Below are 15,867 nucleotides of genomic sequence, written 5' to 3' on the forward strand. Positions count from 1 at the left end.
CCCCTTACCCTTTCACGGCGCCGGCCGCGATGCCGGACACGATGTATTTTTGCATAGCCAGGAAAAAGATGATGACCGGCAGGATGCCGAGCACCAGAGCCGGAAGCGCCAAATCCCACTGCTTCGTGTACTGCCCGAACAGCATGTAGGTGGCGATCGGAATCGTCTGCAAATTTTCGCTCGTCAGGATCAGGGAAGGCAGCAGGTAATCGTTCCAGATCCAGAGCGTGTTCAAGATAATGACCGTCACGTACATCGGACGCATCATCGGGTACACGATTCGGAAAAAGACGCCGTACGTCCCGGCCCCGTCCACGCGGGCCGCCTGTTCGATTTCGAGCGGAATGGCTTTCATGCTGCCCTGGAACAGGAACACCGACAGCGGCGCGCCGAACCCGATATAGCAAATGATAAGCCCCCACAGGCTGTCGCTCAGGCCGAACCGGCTCGTGATGTCCGTCAGCGGAAGCATGATCGACTGGAACGGAATGACCATCGCCGCCACGAAGACGCCGAACAAAATCCGGTTGAACAGCGAAGGACGGCGCACCATCTGGTAAGCGGCCATCGAACTGAGCAGGACGAGCAGCAGATTGCTGACGACCGTGATGATAAGCGAGTTTTTGAACGCGGACGGGAAGTTGATCGCTTCCCAGCCCGCCTTGTAGTTCGCCCACTGCAGCGAGCCCGGCAGAGCCGCGGCGTCGGACAGAATCTCGCCGAACGTCTTGAGCGAGTTCGAGAGCAGGAAATAAAACGGCACGAGGAACAGCAGGCCGACCAGCACGAGCACGACTTCGAGGATCAGAGTCTGCACCCGGTATCTCGAATCTTGTTCCATTACGCTTCAACCTCCCTGCTTTTGGTCGCGCGGACCTGAATGGCGGTAATGATCGCGACGATGACGAAGAAGATGACCGCTTTGGCGGTACCGAGACCGAGGCGGCTGTTCGTGAACGCTTCGCGGTAGATGTCGAGCGCCACGGAACGGGTCGCGTTGAACGGTCCGCCGTTCGTCAGGGCCAGGTTCAGGTCGAACATTTTGAACGACCACGAGATCGTCAGGAACAGGCAGACCGTAACGGCCGGCATGACGAGCGGGAAAATGATTTTCCACAGCACCTGGGTCCGGTTCGCTCCGTCGATCTGCGCCGATTCCAGCACGTCTTTGGAGACGTTGCTCAGCGAAGCGATATAGATGACCATCAGATAGCCGGCGTACTGCCAGACGAATACGATAACGATGCCCCAGAAAGCGGTCGGTTCGTTGCCCAGCCACGGAAGGTTGAAAAATCCGATACCCGTCGCTTCGCCGATCGCGGCAAACCCGCGCACGAAGATGAACTGCCAAATAAACCCGAGCAGCAGGCCTCCGATCATGTTCGGCATGAAAAAGACGGTCCGCAGCACGTTTTTGCTTTTGAGCGGCTTGGTCAGGAAATACGCGAGGAAAAAGCCGAGCAGGTTGGTCGCCAGCACGGCCACCACCGTGAAGCGTACCGTAAACCAGAAAGCGTTGCGGAATTCCGGGTCCGCCGTAAAGACGTGAACGTAATTGTTCAGTCCGACGAATTCCAGATTCTGCGAGACCCCGTTCCAGTTCGTCATCGAATAATAGATGCCGAGCAGGAACGGGATGAGGACGATCATCACGAAAAAGATCGTCGTCGGTCCCACGAATACGAGCTGCTGCGTCAGCTGCGAAAGTTTTTTTCGGTTCAACGTAATCCCTCCTTCGTTCGTTGTCTCCAGTATGTAAGCGATCCAGCGATGAAAAACGCTCTCTGTCTATATACCCCGTTTCGGCCGTTTTCCGTCAGATGGGGTCAATATCCTTAAATATCCTTCAACTCTTGGGCCGATTGCCGAACGGGAAACGGGGAGAAAAAGCGAGGCGGAGAACGAAATAGAAAGCGAAAAACCAAGCAGAAAACGACAAAAAACCCGGCTCGGAAAGAGCCGGGTAAACAGCGGTGCAGATCCGTCCGAACAACGAACGGAAAACGGAATTCTAGTATTGCAGGTCCGGGTACAGCGGGAAGCGGTCGGTCAGTTCTTTGACTTCCGTGCTCGCTTTGGACAGGACGGTCTCGTCTTTTGGCGATTTCAGGACGGAAGCGATAATGCGTCCGATCGACTTCATCGCGTCTTGGTCCATGCCGCGCGAAGTCGCCGCCGGCGTGCCGATGCGGATCCCGCTCGTGATGAACGGGCTCGTCGTATCGAAAGGAATCGCGTTCTTGTTGACCGTGATGCCGACGGAGTCGAGCACGTGCTCGGCTTCTTTGCCCGTGATGCCCACGCCGCGCGTGTCGATCAGCATCAGATGGTTGTCGGTACCGCCCGACACGATCTCCAGGCCTTCCGCGACCAGAGTCTCGGCCAATACGCGGGCGTTGTCGATGACGTTCTGCGCGTACACTTTGAACGAAGGGTCCAGCGCTTCGCCGAATGCGACGGCTTTGGACGCGATCACGTGCATAAGCGGTCCGCCCTGCGTGCCCGGGAACATCGCTTTGTCGATCGCCTGCGCCCAAGGCTTCTTGCACAGGATCATGCCGCCGCGCGGTCCGCGCAGCGTCTTGTGCGTCGTCGTCGTCACGAAGTGGGCATGCGGCACCGGCGACGGATGCAGGTCGGCCGCGACGAGGCCGGCGATATGCGCCATATCGACCATGAACAGCGCGCCCACGTCGTTCGCGATCGAAGCCATCGCTTCGAAATCGATCGTGCGCGGATAAGCGCTGGCGCCGGCTACGAGCATGCGAGGGCGATGTTTGAACGCCGCTTTGCGCACTTCGTCGTAGTCGATGCGGAAGTTGTCTTCGCGTACGCCGTACGCCACGAAGTTGTACAGGATGCCGGAAGCGTTGACCGGGCTGCCGTGCGTCAGGTGGCCGCCGTGGGCCAGGTTCATGCCGAGGACGGTATCGCCCGCTTTGAGCGCGGCCAGATATACGCCCAGATTGGCCTGCGCGCCGGAGTGCGGCTGCACGTTGACGTGCTCCGCGCCGAACAGCTGCTTGGCGCGGTCGCGCGCCAGGTCTTCGACGATATCGACGTGCTCGCAGCCGCCGTAGTAGCGCTTGCCCGGATAACCTTCGGCATATTTATTCGTCAGCACCGAGCCCATCGCTTCGATAACGGCTTCGCTGACGATGTTCTCGGATGCGATCAGTTCGATGTTCGCTTTTTGACGGTCCAGTTCCAATCCCATTGCTTTCAATACGGCCGGGTCGCTTTTTCTCAAGTTCTCCATGTTTACGTGTTCCTCCCTGGGTTTGAAAAATATCGTCTGTATTCGCATGAGGCAAAAATCGGGCAAACGCGGACAAAATCGGACCTTGCTCTCTTCGCTTCATTGCCGCGTCGCGGCGAAGCGCTTATAGGAACTTGTCTCGCAGCCTGTCTCCAGACTTGCGGAAATCTTCCGGGCAAATTCTGCGCCGAACTTGCCCGGACCGGATACGACTACTCACAAAACGTCGAATCTTCTTTTTCCGCGATGCGGTATTGCGCCCGCTCCCCGCCGATCAGCGGTGGACGGGTCAAAGCGGCATTGACGCGCGCTTCGCCGATCTGGCGCACGGACAGCCGCAGCGGAACCGCGACGCGGCGCAGATGCATGCCGATCAGCGTCTCCCCGATATCGATTCCGGCATGCGCCTCGATAGTCTCGGCCAGCGCCGGTTCGTCCATGCCGCGGTACGCGGCGGAAGCCATCGAGCCGCCCGCTTTCGGTACCGGCACCGCCGATACTTCGCGCAGGTTCAACCGTTCGAGCACTGTCCGTTCCAGCACGAGCGCCCGGTTCAGGTGCTCGCAGCACTGGTAAGCGACGTCGAAGCCGAACTCCCGCTGCACGCTGCGGATGCCGGCGAGCAGCGACTGCGCGACGTCCAGCGCGCCCGACGTCCCGATATGGCGGCCGGCCACTTCGCTGGTGCTCGTGCCGACGACCAGCACTTTGCCGGCCTTCAGCCCTGCCGTCTGCGCCAGTTCCCTGATCGCCTGCTCCGCCTGCTCTTGAATCTGATCTGCACGTTCCATTCTGCCCACTCTCCTTCGCTGAGTCTCGTCCGCCGCAATATCGGCGTTCCTCTAACGATCATAACGCCGAACGGAAACAAAGGAAAGCCGGCAAAAAAACAAAAAGAGCGACCTCGCGCGAAAAACGCGAAGCTGCTCTTTGCCCAGGCGACCGGCCGATAACTCCGGTGCTCCATCGTGGTTGAACCCACATTTGTCGCCAGTTACACCGGATCTGTAAATTTAAATTCATCATAAGGCAACAACCGGCAAAAATCAACTTAAACTTGCGCGAAACCCGGACGAAAAACGCCGGAGGCGCAGGGGTGTTCGGGAGTGGGGTGAGCGTTAGAGGGAGCGCGAGAGAGCGGCGGGCCCGAGGGGCGAGGCGGGCGAAGCGCGGAAGGGGGAGCGCGAAGGGCGGCGCGGCGGGAGTGCGGGGCGCGGCGAAGCGGGGCGCGCGGGGGCCGGGCGTTGGGGGAGCCGCGGGCGGAGCGCGAGAAGCCGCGGGCCCGAGGGGCGAGGCGGGCGAAACCTGATTTTCCTAAAGCTAACGAATCGTCAGCACGCTAAAGGGTCGTTTTTCGCTGTTTTCGATTTCTAACGAATCGTCAGACTGTTATTCGGCGTTATCGGCTGCAAAAACCTGTTTTGCGCCCAAATAGCGTGACTAGGATTCGTTAAAATCGGAAAAACGCCAAAAACCCTCAAATAGCGTGCTGAGGGTTCGTTAGTTAGGATTTGTCGGCGTACTGTTGGAGGCGTCGGAGCGGGTCGGACCGCCTCGAACTTTGGAGGAGGCGGCTGGTGGCCGGCCGTTCGGCGATTAGCAGTTGGTGATTGCCGATTGGCGGCTGCCGCGTTACGGCCTGTTTTCGTTTTGCAGCTTGTCGAGCAGGCGGTCGAGCGCCGCGCGGATCTCGGCGGCCGTCGACTCGTACTCGTCGCGCGAGCCGCCGAACGGATCGGAGATATCGAACTGCGGAATGCGCTGGCGCAGCTCGATTATCCGCTGGCGGGCGGAAGCTTCCGGAACTTCCCCGAGCGCCCGGGACAGTTCGGCAGACGCCGTCAGGCTGTCGAACTCCTCGAGATCGCCCAGCACGTTGGGATCGTCTTCCACGTATTCTTTGAGCGTAAACGTGCGTTCGAACGTGTGCGGAAAATGGCGCAGCACGTGACTCTTGTGCGAACCGGTCAGCGTGAGAATAAGATCGGCCCACTCCACCAGATCGGCGTCGAGCGGAGAAGAAGTCAACCGGTCGTCGATGCTGTGGTCGCGCAGCACCGCTTCGGCCTGACGGGAGATCGGGACGCCGCGAGAAGCGGCCACGCCCGCCGAACGCACTTCGACTGTCACCCCGCGCTGCCGCGCCATCTGCCGCAGCAGTGCTTCGGCCATCGGACTGCGGCACGTATTGCCCGTGCATACGAATAAAATATGTGTCATGGGAACCGTCTCCTTTGCCTGAAAATGAAATTCGATCGAATCCGAACCGTTTGGCGCCTACGTCTAAAGTCGGTGAATCCGGCCGCCGGCGGCTTTCTCCATGCGGTTCATGACAGCCGCGCCGATGCCTTCCTCGCCGCAGCCTTCGGCCAGCATGTACGTCGTGCCTTCGTCGTCGAAACGCCGCAGCGCCGCGTACAGCCGCGCGGCGGCCTGCCGCAGGTCGCTGCGGCTGCCGAGCGTCAGCGCAACGTCCGCGAAGTCGCGGACGTGCTCCAGGTGCTCGTCGAACACGAGCACGCCGGTCCGCTCGCCGCGGGCCTGCGCGGCGGCAAGCAGTTCGCGGATCTTGTCCGCGACCGCGCCTTCGGCGCCGAGCACCAGTTCGAGCCGGCCGCTCGGCGCGTAGTGCGCGTACTTCATACCCGGCGAACGCGGTGCTTCGTCCGCGCCTGCCGCAGCGAAAGCGGCCGCAGACGGGTCCGCCGGCCCGGCGCCGAGTGCTTCGGGCTCCATGCCGCCCGGCCCTGCTCCGCCTTGCCCCGCGCCGCCGCCCCGCCCCATCGCGGCGGAACGCTCCCCGGCCGCAGCCGCCGGGTCAATGTCCGCGCCTTCGGCCGCGGACACGGCGCGCACTTCCGCGCCGAGTACCCGGCCGAGTGCCTCGGCCGGGATGCCGCCCGGGCGCAGCACGGTCGCGCCGCCTGCGGCGTTCGTCCGCACGACGGTCGACTCGACGCCCACGCCGGCCGGCCCGCCGTCGACGATGCCGTCGATCCGGCCGGCCAGATCTTCCCGCACGTGGCTCGCGAGAGTCGGGCTCGGGCGTCCCGATCGGTTCGCGCTGGGCGCCGCGAGCGGACAGCCCGACGCGCGGATCAGCGCCAGGGCAATGCCGTGGTCCGGCATGCGGACCGCTACCGTGTCGAGCCCCGCCGTCACTTTCGGCGACAAAGCGCCCGGCCGTACCGGCAGGACGAGCGTCAGCGCCCCCGGCCAGAACGCGTCCATCAGCTTCGAGTCCGCTTCGGTCACTTCAAGCACGAGCGCGTCCAGCTCCGCGCGGTCGGCGATATGCACGATCAGCGGATTGTCCGACGGGCGCCCTTTGGCGGCGAAGATGCCTTCGACCGCCGCCGTGTTCCGGGCGTCCGCGCCGAGGCCGTACACGGTCTCGGTCGGAAAAGCGATCAGGGCGCCGTCTGATAGCAGCCGCGCGGCTTCCGCGATGCCGGCCTGCTCCTGCGCCGAATTGTTCCCCGTGGAACCGTGCCCGGCCGGCCCTACGGTCCAAATACGTGTATATGCTTGTCCTTCAACGCCTGCGTTCATGTTTTAACCTCTTTCTTCCGCTTGAATCAACCGTTTCGAACGGGCAAAAGCCGGCACCTTTCGGAGACGGCTTTTCGCTTTTGTTTTCGCTTTTATTGTTGCCGCCGTTCGCCCTACGGGGATCGGAACGCTTTATTCGCTTTCCCCGCGCGAAGCTCTTGTACGGTTGGCGCCAAAAGACGGGAGCTTGAAGCCCCGCTCTTTGCGGCCCGCTTTTTTGTCGGCTTCGTCCAAATGGTCGGTCTGCAGCCGGTCTTCCATCTCGATCACTTCCTGGTTGTGCACGTGAATGCTCATGACGATGCCCATGCTGGCCATATTGATCAGCAGGGACGTGCCTCCGTAGCTGATAAACGGCAGCGTGATGCCGGTGATCGGCATGATGCCGATGTTCATGCCCACATTTTCAAAAATCTGATACAGGAACATCGCCACGATGCCCACGATAATAAACGGACCGGCGCGGTCGCGGCATTCCAGGGCGATGACGATCATGCGGTGAATCAAGATGAAGTACAGCAGCAGCAGAAACGCCATGCCGACAAAACCGAACTCTTCGCCGACCACCGTGATGATGGAATCGGCATACGTATACGGCACTTTTTGCGACAGATCGCCGTTCATGTACCCTTTGCCCAGCATGCCGCCGCTCGCAATCGCTTCAAGCGCGTTTTTGGCATGGTAACTGTCTTCGGCCGCGTCGGGCAGCAGAATCGGATCGAGACGCGTGAGGTAGTGACTCTGCTCCGGCATGTTTTTTTCCATAAAAGTCACGATGTCCGCATGGTACGTCTGATAGGCCGTCGTCCCTCCGTACAGACCGCCTCCGGCCAGCACGATAAAGATCAGCGCATGCGTATACTTCACGTTGCCGATCCACAGCAGCGCCGCCACGATGATCGCGTAGCAGAGCGCGTTGCCGAGGTCGTTTTGCACGATGACGATCAGGAACGGAATAAGCGCGACCAGCCCGATCGGCACGACGTCTTTCCAAAAGCGCAGCTTCTCCCGCTGTTTGCGAACGAGAAAAGCGCCGATGCCGATAATCAGGACGAGCTTGAACACTTCGGCCGGCTGGATGCTGACCCCGACGTTGATCCACCCGCGCGCTCCGTTGATGACGACGCCGAGCGGCGACCAGACGAGCATCAGCACGCCGATCCCGAACACGTACAAATACGGCGCGTACTTGATCAACAGACGGTAATTGAAAAAAGTCATCGCGACCACGAGCAGGAAGCCGAGCACGTAATACGGCACCATTTTGGTAGCGGAATTGACGATATTGGCATCGGACGAGTCCACGACCGCACTGTGGATGACCGCAATCGAAATGCCCGCGAACATCAGCAGAATGACGATGATCGTCCAATCGATGTTTTTGATCTTGCCCAGCATTGCCGCAGCCTCCCCGTTAACACGCCCGGGCCGGTTGCGGCGCCGCGTGTCGGTAGATTTCAAAACCGTTGATCGTCTTGCACGTTCACGTCATGCGGACTTCGCGCTTACGCTTTGCCCGAACGTCCCATTCTCGACAGCGCGCCGCGCATGGCCTGCATCCCGCCGTCGTCGTTTTTGGAATCTTTGATGTCGGAGAATTCGTCCTTGACGGCGTCTTCCCGCGTGCAGGCCCGGATGCTCATGACCACGCCGATACTCGCCATATTGATCAGCAGCGACGTGCCGCCGTAGCTGATAAACGGCAGCGTGATTCCCGTCAGCGGCATCAAGCCGATAAACATGCCGATATTTTCGAAAATCTGATACATGAACATCGCCACGATGCCCACGATAATGTACGACCCGACCCGGTTCCGGCATTCCAGCGCAATGACGATCATCCGGTGGATCATGATGAAGTACAGGACGAGCAGCAGCGAGATGCCGACGAAGCCGAATTCCTCGCCGATCACGACGATGATGGAGTCCGAATACGTATACGGCACGAGCGACCCGTTCGGGTTCTGCACCATTTCACCCTGCTTGAAGCCCTGTCCGGTCATGCCTCCGCCCGCGATCGCGTATTTGCCGTTCTTCGTTTGCCACGAAGCATCGCGGCTCGCCTCTTCGGGCATCAGCCACGGATCGATCCGGTCGAGCCAGTGGGCACGGTCCAGCGTGTTGGTCATGAAGTCCGAGACTTCGTCATGATAGGTGACATACCCTTTGATGCCGCCGAACAGCAGACCCGCGCCGAGCACGAAGATGATGAACGCGTGCAGGAACTTCAGGTTGCCGATCCACAGCAGGCCGAGCAGGATCAGGACGTAGCTGAGCGCGTTGCCCAGATCGTTCTGCGCCATGACGACCGCGAACGGAACGAAAGCGACGAGCCCGATCGGGACGACGTCGGCAAAAAAGCCCAGTTTGTCTTTGTTCTTGCGGGCCAGCAGCGAAGCGATCGTGATCACGAGCGCCAGCTTGAACAGCTCCGCCGGCTGCATGCCGACCGGGCCGAGCTTCAGCCAGCCCTGCGCGCCGTTCTGCGTCTGGCCGAGCGGAGTCAGCGTCAGCAGAAGCAGCAGCATGCCGAGCGCATAGACCGCCCAGAAATATTTGGTGTAGAGCCGGTAGTCGACCAGCGTCATCAGGAAGACGACGCCGAAGCCGAGAATGTAATAAAAGATCATCTGCGTGTCCAGCCCCGCGAACTTGTCGCCGTTCGAGACGGCGCTGTGCACGACGGGAATACAGATGCCCATCATCATCATCAAGATGATAACGAGAGTCCAATCGGTGTGTTTCCATTTCGTCAGCATGCTTTGCGTTTCCTCCGAAAAGCCTGTTCAAGGCCGGTTATTCCCTCTGTCGGCGCATCGATATGCGTCTTCTCTATTGTTCTCTATATTGTAGGCGATAATAAACCCCTTGTCATGTGGACGAAGTCCCGCCTGCCGACCCCTGCAGCCGCAGCAAGAAGGCGAGGCGCGGCGGAAGCATTCCGTTCGCGTTCCTCGCCCTCTTGGCCCGGCCGCTCCCGGACGGCGTCCCTGGCGTCAGGCGATCCCGATCACGTGCCGGCCGATACCGGCCAGATCGAACACGGTCTCGATCGTACGCCAACTGCCGCGCGATCGCAGCATCTCTTCGACCGCGTCCGCCTGGCCCATGCCGAGCTCAAACGCGATCAGCTTCGGATCGCGCTCCAGCAGGCCGAGCTGCTTCATGATCTCGCGGTACGGCCACAGTCCGTCCGGACCGCCGTCCAGCGCGCCGCGCGGTTCGAAGTCCCGCACTTCCGGCTGCAATTCCTCGATGTCGGCCGCCGGAATGTACGGCGGATTCGACACCAGAATATCGAAAGCCCGGCCCGCGAACGGCTCCAGCAGGCTGCCTTCGCGGAATTCCACGTCCGCGCCCAGCCGCTGGGCGTTGCGCTGCGCCACGCCCAGCGCCCCTTCGGAAATATCGCTCGCCGTAACGACGAGCTCCGGTCGCAGCAGCTTCAGGCTGACCGCGATCGCGCCGCTGCCCGTGCCGACGTCGAGCACCGCAGGCGAACCTTCCGGCCACAGCGTTCTGGCCCGGGTCAGCACCGCTTCGACGAGCAGTTCCGTTTCCGGGCGCGGAATAAGCACTTCCGGCGTCACTTCGAACGTAAAGCCGTAAAATTCCTGATCGCCCAAAATGTACTGCGCCGGTTCGCCGTCGCCTTTGCGGGTAATCGCGTTCTCGCAGCGCTCCCCGAACTCGTACGGGAACGGATCGCGCAGCGCCATGACGTACTGCGCGCCCGACAGGCCCAATATTTCCTTCAACAGCAGCCGCGTATTGTCGTCGGCTTCTTCCACGCCCCGTTCCCGCAAAAAAGAAGAAGCCTCCGCAAAGGCTTCCCGGAGCGTCAAGCCTTCGCGCAAATGAAAGCCGCCCCGGCCCGAACGTACCCTGTTCAACAGAATCAAACTCCCTTTTCGTCGATCAGGTCGGTCTGTTCGGCGATCGTCAGCGCGGATACGATCTCCTGGATGTCGCCGTTCATGATCTGGTCGAGCTTGTGCATGGTCAGGCCGATGCGGTGGTCGGTGACGCGGCTTTGCGGGAAGTTATAGGTCCGGATGCGTTCGCTGCGGTCGCCCGTTCCGACTTTGCTTTTGCGTTCGCCGGCATATTTCGCTTCTTCTTCCTGGCGCATCACGTCGTAGATCCGCGAGCGAAGCACCTGAAGCGCTTTTTCCTTGTTCGAGTTCTGCGATTTGCCGTCCTGGCACGTCGCCACGATGCCGGTCGGCACGTGCGTGACGCGCACGGCCGATTTGGTCGTGTTGACGGACTGGCCGCCCGCTCCGCTGGAGCAGAACGTATCGACGCGGATGTCTTTGTCGCTGATGATGATATCCACCGCTTCGACTTCCGGCAGCACGGCTACCGTCGAGGTCGACGTATGGATACGGCCGCCCGATTCCGTCGCCGGAATCCGCTGGACGCGGTGCGCGCCGCTCTCGTATTTCATTTTGCTGTAGGCGCCGCGGCCGTTGATCATGAAGATGACTTCCTTGAAGCCGCCCAGATCGCTTTCGTTCACGTCCATCAGCTCGACTTTCCAGCCCTGCGTATCGGCATAGCGGCTGTACATGCGGTACAGGTCCGCCGCGAACAGCGCCGCTTCGTCGCCGCCGGCCGCGCCGCGGATCTCGACGATGACGTTCTTCTCGTCGTTCGGATCTTTCGGCAGCAGCAGGACGCGAATCATCTCTTCCAGCTCGTTGCGGCGCGTCGACAATTCGTCGATTTCCATTTTGACCATTTCGCGCATCTCGTCGTCCAGCTTTTCGCCCTGCATTTCCTTGGCGGCTTCGAGGTCTGCGACGACTCGCTTGTATTCGGTGTAGGCTTCGTACGACGGCTGCAGATCGGACTGCTCTTTGGAGTAGTCGCGCAGCTTCTTGGAGTCGCTGGCTACGTCGGGATCGCACAGCAGTTCGCTCAGTTTGTCGTAACGGTCTACCAGGGCTTGCAATTTATCCAACAAGGCCGTTCACCTCTTTATCGATAATAGTGTTTGTTTGAAGAAGAATAGGAACCCTTGGTCTAGATCAAAAAGCCGTTCACACAAGGCTGTGGTGACGACTCATAATTATAGCATGAATTCCCACTTTTTCATATCCCGAATTCCGCGAGCGGCGCGGGACACCGCCTCTTCGGCGGAGCCGGTTAGAGCCGCGCCGAAATCGGGTATTAAGCGGTGAAACGCAAACGACGAGGAGGCTTCCGCAAATGGCAAACCGCAAGCTCGGAACGCAAGGACTTGAAGTATCGGCGCTCGGCCTGGGCTGCATGGGCATGTCCGAATTCTACGGCGAGACCGACGAACAGGAATCGCGGCGCGTGCTGGACCGGGCGCTGGAGAGCGGCATCACGTTCTACGACACGGCGGACATGTACGGCAGCGGGCGCAACGAAGAACTGATCGGGCCTTTTGTGCAAAAAAACCGGGATCAAGTCGTGCTCGCCACCAAATTCGGCAACCGCCGCGGTCTGAACGGGGAATACCTCGGCATCAGCGGACATCCGGAATACGTGCGCGAAGCGTGCGAGAACAGCCTGCGCCGCCTCGGCGTGGACACGATCGACCTGTATTACCAGCACAGAGTCGATCCCGATACGCCGATCGAAGAAACGGTCGGCGCGATGAGCCGGCTCGTCGAAGAAGGCAAAGTGCGCTACCTCGGCCTGTCCGAAGCGGCGCCGGAGACGATCCGCCGCGCATACGCCGTCCATCCGATCTCGGCGCTTCAGACCGAATATTCGCTCTGGAGCCGCGACGTCGAAGACGGTATTCTGCCGATCTGCCGGGAACTCGGTATCGGCTTCGTTCCGTACAGCCCGCTCGGCCGCGGCTTCCTGACCGGACAGATCCAATCGCCGGAAGATTTCGCCGCGGACGACTTCCGCCGCCACTCCCCGCGCTTCCAGGGCGAGAACTTTGCCAGAAATCTGGAACTCGTCGAGCGGATCAAGCAGATCGCCGGCGAGAAGAACTGCGCGCCGTCCCAGCTCGCGCTATCCTGGCTGCTCGCCCAGGGCGACGATATCGTGCCGATTCCCGGAACGAAGAAAATCAAATACCTGCTGGAAAACGTCGGAGCGCTGGACGTCTCGCTGACCGCGGAAGAACTTCGGCGGATCGACGAAGCCGCGCCGCAGGGCTCGGCCGCCGGCCTGCGCTATCCGGAATCCGGGATGAACACGCTCAACAAGTAAGCTGTTCCCAACGCTGCCGAGATCGGACCGTTCGCGGGCCGTTCTTCGCCTGTCCTTCTTCTCGCGCTTTCCGCCCCCGACCGCCTTCGTGCGGACAGGGGGCTTTTTGCATATCCGCTTTTCCGCCAAACAAACAAAATACAATATCGTTTAGCTTTTGACAAACAAAAGTGTGATGTGTTTATATATAGATAAAAATCATCTTGTCTGTGCGCAAGCAAACAAAAGAAGGAAGTGTCTATTCATGAGCTGGACTGATCTCTTGGCGACCGCTTCGGTCGAAGAACTGAAGCGGGGCTATATCGAACAAAATGAAATATTGACCTGCCTGTTCTGTGGAACTTCGGCGGAGACGGGCATCGTGTATGCGGAAGACGGCGTGTTTTACGAAGCGCGCAAGTTCATGCAGCGCCATATCGAAGCGTCGCACGCTTCGCCGTTCGGCGCGTTGATCGCTCTCGGCAAGAAGGCGACCGGCCTGACCGATCACCAGAACGCGCTGCTGCGGCTTTTTTATGCGCACAAAAGCGATACGCAGATCAAGGATGAACTCGGTATCGGCAGCGCTTCGACGATTCGCAACCACCGCTTCGCCCTCAAGGAAAAAGAGCGGCAGGCCCGGATCTTCCTCGCGCTGATGGAACTGCTGAAAGAGCAGGATACGCGGGCGACGGCCGTGATCGATCCGCATCCGCAGGCCCGCCTGGTCGACGATCGCTACAACATGACGGCGGAGGAAGAAGCAGCGATCGTGCGCCGCGTGTTCCCGGACGGTCCGGACGGCCCGCTGAAGACGTTCGACCTGCGGGAAAAGCAGCGGCTCGCCGCCTTGCGGCAGATCGCGCGCCGTTTCGGCGACGGAATCCTGTACAGCGAAAAAGAAGTCAATGCCAAGCTTCAACCGATCTATGCCGATTACGCGATTCTGCGCCGTTTCCTGATCGAATACGGCTTTCTGGACCGCGAACCGGACGGCAGCGCCTACTGGACGACGCGCGGCGGACGGCCGACGGCGGAACGCAAGCGCGATTCCAACCCCAACCCCCAACAGGAGGACCTTCCCGTGAACCGAAAAAAAGAACTGCAGCAGATGTACAAGGAAATCAAGCCGGAAGCCGGCGTGTATCGCATCGTCCATACGCGCAGCGGCAAATGTTACGTCGCCGCGCTGCCCAATCTCAAATCGATCAGCGGACGGCGCTTCGAGCTGAACAACGGCAGCTTCCGCAATTCCGGCCTGCAGCAGGATTGGAACGAATACGGCGAGGACGCTTTCGAATTCGAAGTGCTTGAAGTGCTGGAACCGTCCGAGAACGTCTACGTGACGCTCAAGGAGCAGCTCGCCGAACTGGAATCGAGATGGCTGGCCGAGCTGCGCCCTTACGGAGAGCGCGGCTACAATCGCCCGCCGAGTCAATAACGGCCGACGGGACGGCCGACCGCCGTGCCGTCCCCGCGCCGCCGACGACGCTTCCGCAGCAAAAAGACCCCGGTTCCGCCCAGGCGGAATCGGGGTCTTGCTTATAGGCGAACGGAACGCCGATTGCGTTCGGCAGGCCGGGTGCGGGCTGCCGAAGCGACGTGTGTGCCGGCGGCGATTTTTTTTATGCGAAGAAAGCTTTTAGACGTTGAAACGGAAATGCATGACGTCGCCGTCCTGCACGAGGTATTCTTTGCCTTCGAGGCGCAGTTGGCCGCGCTCTTTGGCTCCGTTCATCGAACCCGCGTTCACGAGGTCGTCGTAGCCCACCACTTCGGCGCGGATAAAGCCGCGTTCGAAGTCGGAGTGGATCACGCCCGCGGCGCCCGGCGCCTTGGTGCCTCTGCGGATCGTCCAGGCGCGTACTTCCTGCACGCCGGCCGTGAAGTACGTGTACAGGCCGAGCAGCTTGTAGGCCGCTTTGATCAGCAGATTGAGGCCCGACTCTTCGATGCCCAGTTCTTCGAGGAACATCTGCTTGTCTTCGCCTTCAAGCTCCGCGATCTCTTCTTCGACTTTTGCGCTGACCGGAACGACTTCCGCATTCTCGGCTGCCGCAAAATCGCGTACCTGCTGTACGTAAGCGTTGTTCGCCACGTCGGCGATCTCGTGTTCGGCCACGTTGGCCGCGTACAGTACCGGCTTCAGCGTCAGCAGATGCAGTTCGCGGATGATCTGAAGCTCGTCTTCCGTCAGATCGATGCTGCGCGCGGGTTGGTCGTTGTACAGCGCTTCCTTGACCTTCTCCAGCACTTCGACTTCCTGCGCGGACTGTTTGTTGCCGCCTTTGAGATTTTTCTTGGAGCGTTCGATTCTTTTGTCGACGCTCTCGATGTCGGCGAGAATCAGCTCCAGGTTGATCGTCTGGATATCGCTCACGGGATCGATCTTGCCGTCGACGTGCGTAATGTTCTCGTCGACGAAGCAGCGAACGACGTGCACGATCGCGTCCACTTCGCGGATATGCGCCAGGAATTTGTTGCCCAGACCTTCGCCCTTGCTCGCGCCGCGCACGAGACCGGCAATATCGACGAACTCGAATGCCGTCGGTACGGTCTTCTTCGGCACGACCATTTCGGTCAGCTTATCGAGGCGCTCGTCCGGTACTTCGACGATCCCCACGTTCGGGTCGATCGTACAAAACGGATAGTTGGCAGACTCCGCGCCCGCCTGCGTGATTGCGTTGAACAACGTGGACTTGCCGACGTTCGGCAGTCCTACGATACCGGCTTTCAATGCCATATGAATACACAACTCCTCTGAGTTTGATCTTAATCATAAAAGAGAAACAAACGAAGACGTAAGAAAACATCGCTTTTCATTATATCAGCATTTGCCTGAAACGGATACAGCGGCCCTATACCACGATAGAAAA

Annotated in this window: 13 protein-coding genes and 1 riboswitch; of the genes, 2 read left to right on the plus strand and 11 right to left on the minus strand. The window is 60.2% G+C overall.

All coding sequences use genetic code 11. The features are described from left to right. Positions 1-4 precede the first annotated feature (4 nt). The 10 genes from FTE24_RS14295 to prfA all read right to left on the minus strand — a co-directional run bounded on the left by FTE24_RS14295 (position 5) and on the right by prfA (position 11,780). On the minus strand, positions 5-841 hold the full coding sequence (locus FTE24_RS14295; RefSeq protein ID WP_141447438.1) for a carbohydrate ABC transporter permease: 837 nt from the start codon (positions 839-841) through the stop codon (positions 5-7). Continuing rightward, positions 841-1,722: a carbohydrate ABC transporter permease gene (locus tag FTE24_RS14300; protein ID WP_141447439.1), complete on the minus strand. Its 882-nt coding sequence runs from the start codon at positions 1,720-1,722 to the stop codon at positions 841-843. The genes FTE24_RS14295 and FTE24_RS14300 overlap by 1 nt, the downstream gene beginning before the upstream one ends. 289 nt (positions 1,723-2,011) lie before the next feature. Next, a complete protein-coding gene (glyA, locus tag FTE24_RS14305) occupies positions 2,012-3,259 on the minus strand; it encodes a serine hydroxymethyltransferase (protein WP_150235108.1) in 1,248 nt (415 codons plus the stop codon). Positions 3,260-3,471: 212 nt separating this feature from the next. Next, complete coding sequence (locus FTE24_RS14310) at positions 3,472-4,050, minus strand: TIGR01440 family protein (protein ID WP_150235106.1); 579 nt, start codon at positions 4,048-4,050, stop codon at positions 3,472-3,474. Positions 4,051-4,184: 134 nt separating this feature from the next. After that, positions 4,185-4,267: riboswitch (ZMP/ZTP riboswitch) on the minus strand. 624 nt (positions 4,268-4,891) lie between these two features. Further along, positions 4,892-5,479, minus strand: a complete 588-nt coding sequence (locus FTE24_RS14315; protein WP_150235103.1) for a low molecular weight protein arginine phosphatase — start codon at positions 5,477-5,479, stop codon at positions 4,892-4,894. A gap of 63 nt (positions 5,480-5,542) precedes the next feature. Continuing rightward, positions 5,543-6,811 carry an L-threonylcarbamoyladenylate synthase gene (locus FTE24_RS14320; protein ID WP_150235101.1) on the minus strand — a complete coding sequence of 423 codons (1,269 nt, stop codon included), beginning with the start codon at positions 6,809-6,811 and terminating at the stop codon, positions 5,543-5,545. A gap of 132 nt (positions 6,812-6,943) precedes the next feature. Then, positions 6,944-8,209, minus strand: coding sequence for an FtsW/RodA/SpoVE family cell cycle protein (locus FTE24_RS14325; RefSeq protein WP_150235099.1), 1,266 nt, complete (start codon positions 8,207-8,209; stop codon positions 6,944-6,946). A gap of 107 nt (positions 8,210-8,316) precedes the next feature. Continuing rightward, positions 8,317-9,570 (minus strand): FtsW/RodA/SpoVE family cell cycle protein, encoded by a 1,254-nt coding sequence (locus tag FTE24_RS14330; protein ID WP_150235097.1) that lies wholly within the window; start codon positions 9,568-9,570, stop codon positions 8,317-8,319. A gap of 237 nt (positions 9,571-9,807) precedes the next feature. Then, entirely contained in the window at positions 9,808-10,704 is an 897-nt protein-coding gene (prmC, locus tag FTE24_RS14335; protein ID WP_150235095.1) for a peptide chain release factor N(5)-glutamine methyltransferase, read from the minus strand. Between the two features lie 5 nt (positions 10,705-10,709). Next, positions 10,710-11,780, minus strand: coding sequence for a peptide chain release factor 1 (gene prfA, locus FTE24_RS14340; protein ID WP_141447446.1), 1,071 nt, complete (start codon positions 11,778-11,780; stop codon positions 10,710-10,712). 245 nt (positions 11,781-12,025) lie between these two features. Here prfA and FTE24_RS14345 point away from each other — a divergent pair, with 245 nt between their 5' ends. Both FTE24_RS14345 and FTE24_RS14350 read left to right on the plus strand, forming a co-directional pair. Next, positions 12,026-13,012 carry an aldo/keto reductase gene (locus tag FTE24_RS14345; RefSeq protein WP_150235093.1) on the plus strand — a complete coding sequence of 329 codons (987 nt, stop codon included), beginning with the start codon at positions 12,026-12,028 and terminating at the stop codon, positions 13,010-13,012. Between the two features lie 244 nt (positions 13,013-13,256). Then, complete coding sequence (locus tag FTE24_RS14350; RefSeq protein WP_150235092.1) at positions 13,257-14,432, plus strand: DUF2087 domain-containing protein; 1,176 nt, start codon at positions 13,257-13,259, stop codon at positions 14,430-14,432. Between the two features lie 201 nt (positions 14,433-14,633). Here FTE24_RS14350 and ychF read toward each other — a convergent pair whose 3' ends face one another. Next, positions 14,634-15,734, minus strand: coding sequence for a redox-regulated ATPase YchF (gene ychF, locus FTE24_RS14355; protein ID WP_141447449.1), 1,101 nt, complete (start codon positions 15,732-15,734; stop codon positions 14,634-14,636). Positions 15,735-15,867: the final 133 nt, after the last annotated feature.

Origin of the sequence: Saccharibacillus sp. WB 17, from assembly GCF_008634075.2 — a bacterium.
GTDB lineage: Bacteria > Bacillota > Bacilli > Paenibacillales > Paenibacillaceae > Saccharibacillus > Saccharibacillus brassicae.

Bases quoted from the DNA above. Each gene is read 5' to 3' on its own strand.
- FTE24_RS14310 (WP_150235106.1), bottom strand. From the start codon at position 4,050: ATGGAACGTGCAGATCAGATTCAAGAGCAGGCGGAGCAGGCGATCAGG.
- glyA (WP_150235108.1), bottom strand. From the start codon at position 3,259: ATGGAGAACTTGAGAAAAAGCGACCCGGCCGTATTGAAAGCAATGGGA.
- ychF (WP_141447449.1), bottom strand. From the start codon at position 15,734: ATGGCATTGAAAGCCGGTATCGTAGGACTGCCGAACGTCGGCAAGTCC.
- FTE24_RS14320 (WP_150235101.1), bottom strand. From the start codon at position 6,811: ATGAACGCAGGCGTTGAAGGACAAGCATATACACGTATTTGGACCGTA.
- FTE24_RS14295 (WP_141447438.1), bottom strand. From the start codon at position 841: ATGGAACAAGATTCGAGATACCGGGTGCAGACTCTGATCCTCGAAGTC.
- FTE24_RS14315 (WP_150235103.1), bottom strand. From the start codon at position 5,479: ATGACACATATTTTATTCGTATGCACGGGCAATACGTGCCGCAGTCCG.
- FTE24_RS14330 (WP_150235097.1), bottom strand. From the start codon at position 9,570: ATGCTGACGAAATGGAAACACACCGATTGGACTCTCGTTATCATCTTG.
- FTE24_RS14325 (WP_150235099.1), bottom strand. From the start codon at position 8,209: ATGCTGGGCAAGATCAAAAACATCGATTGGACGATCATCGTCATTCTG.
- FTE24_RS14350 (WP_150235092.1), top strand. From the start codon at position 13,257: ATGAGCTGGACTGATCTCTTGGCGACCGCTTCGGTCGAAGAACTGAAG.
- FTE24_RS14345 (WP_150235093.1), top strand. From the start codon at position 12,026: ATGGCAAACCGCAAGCTCGGAACGCAAGGACTTGAAGTATCGGCGCTC.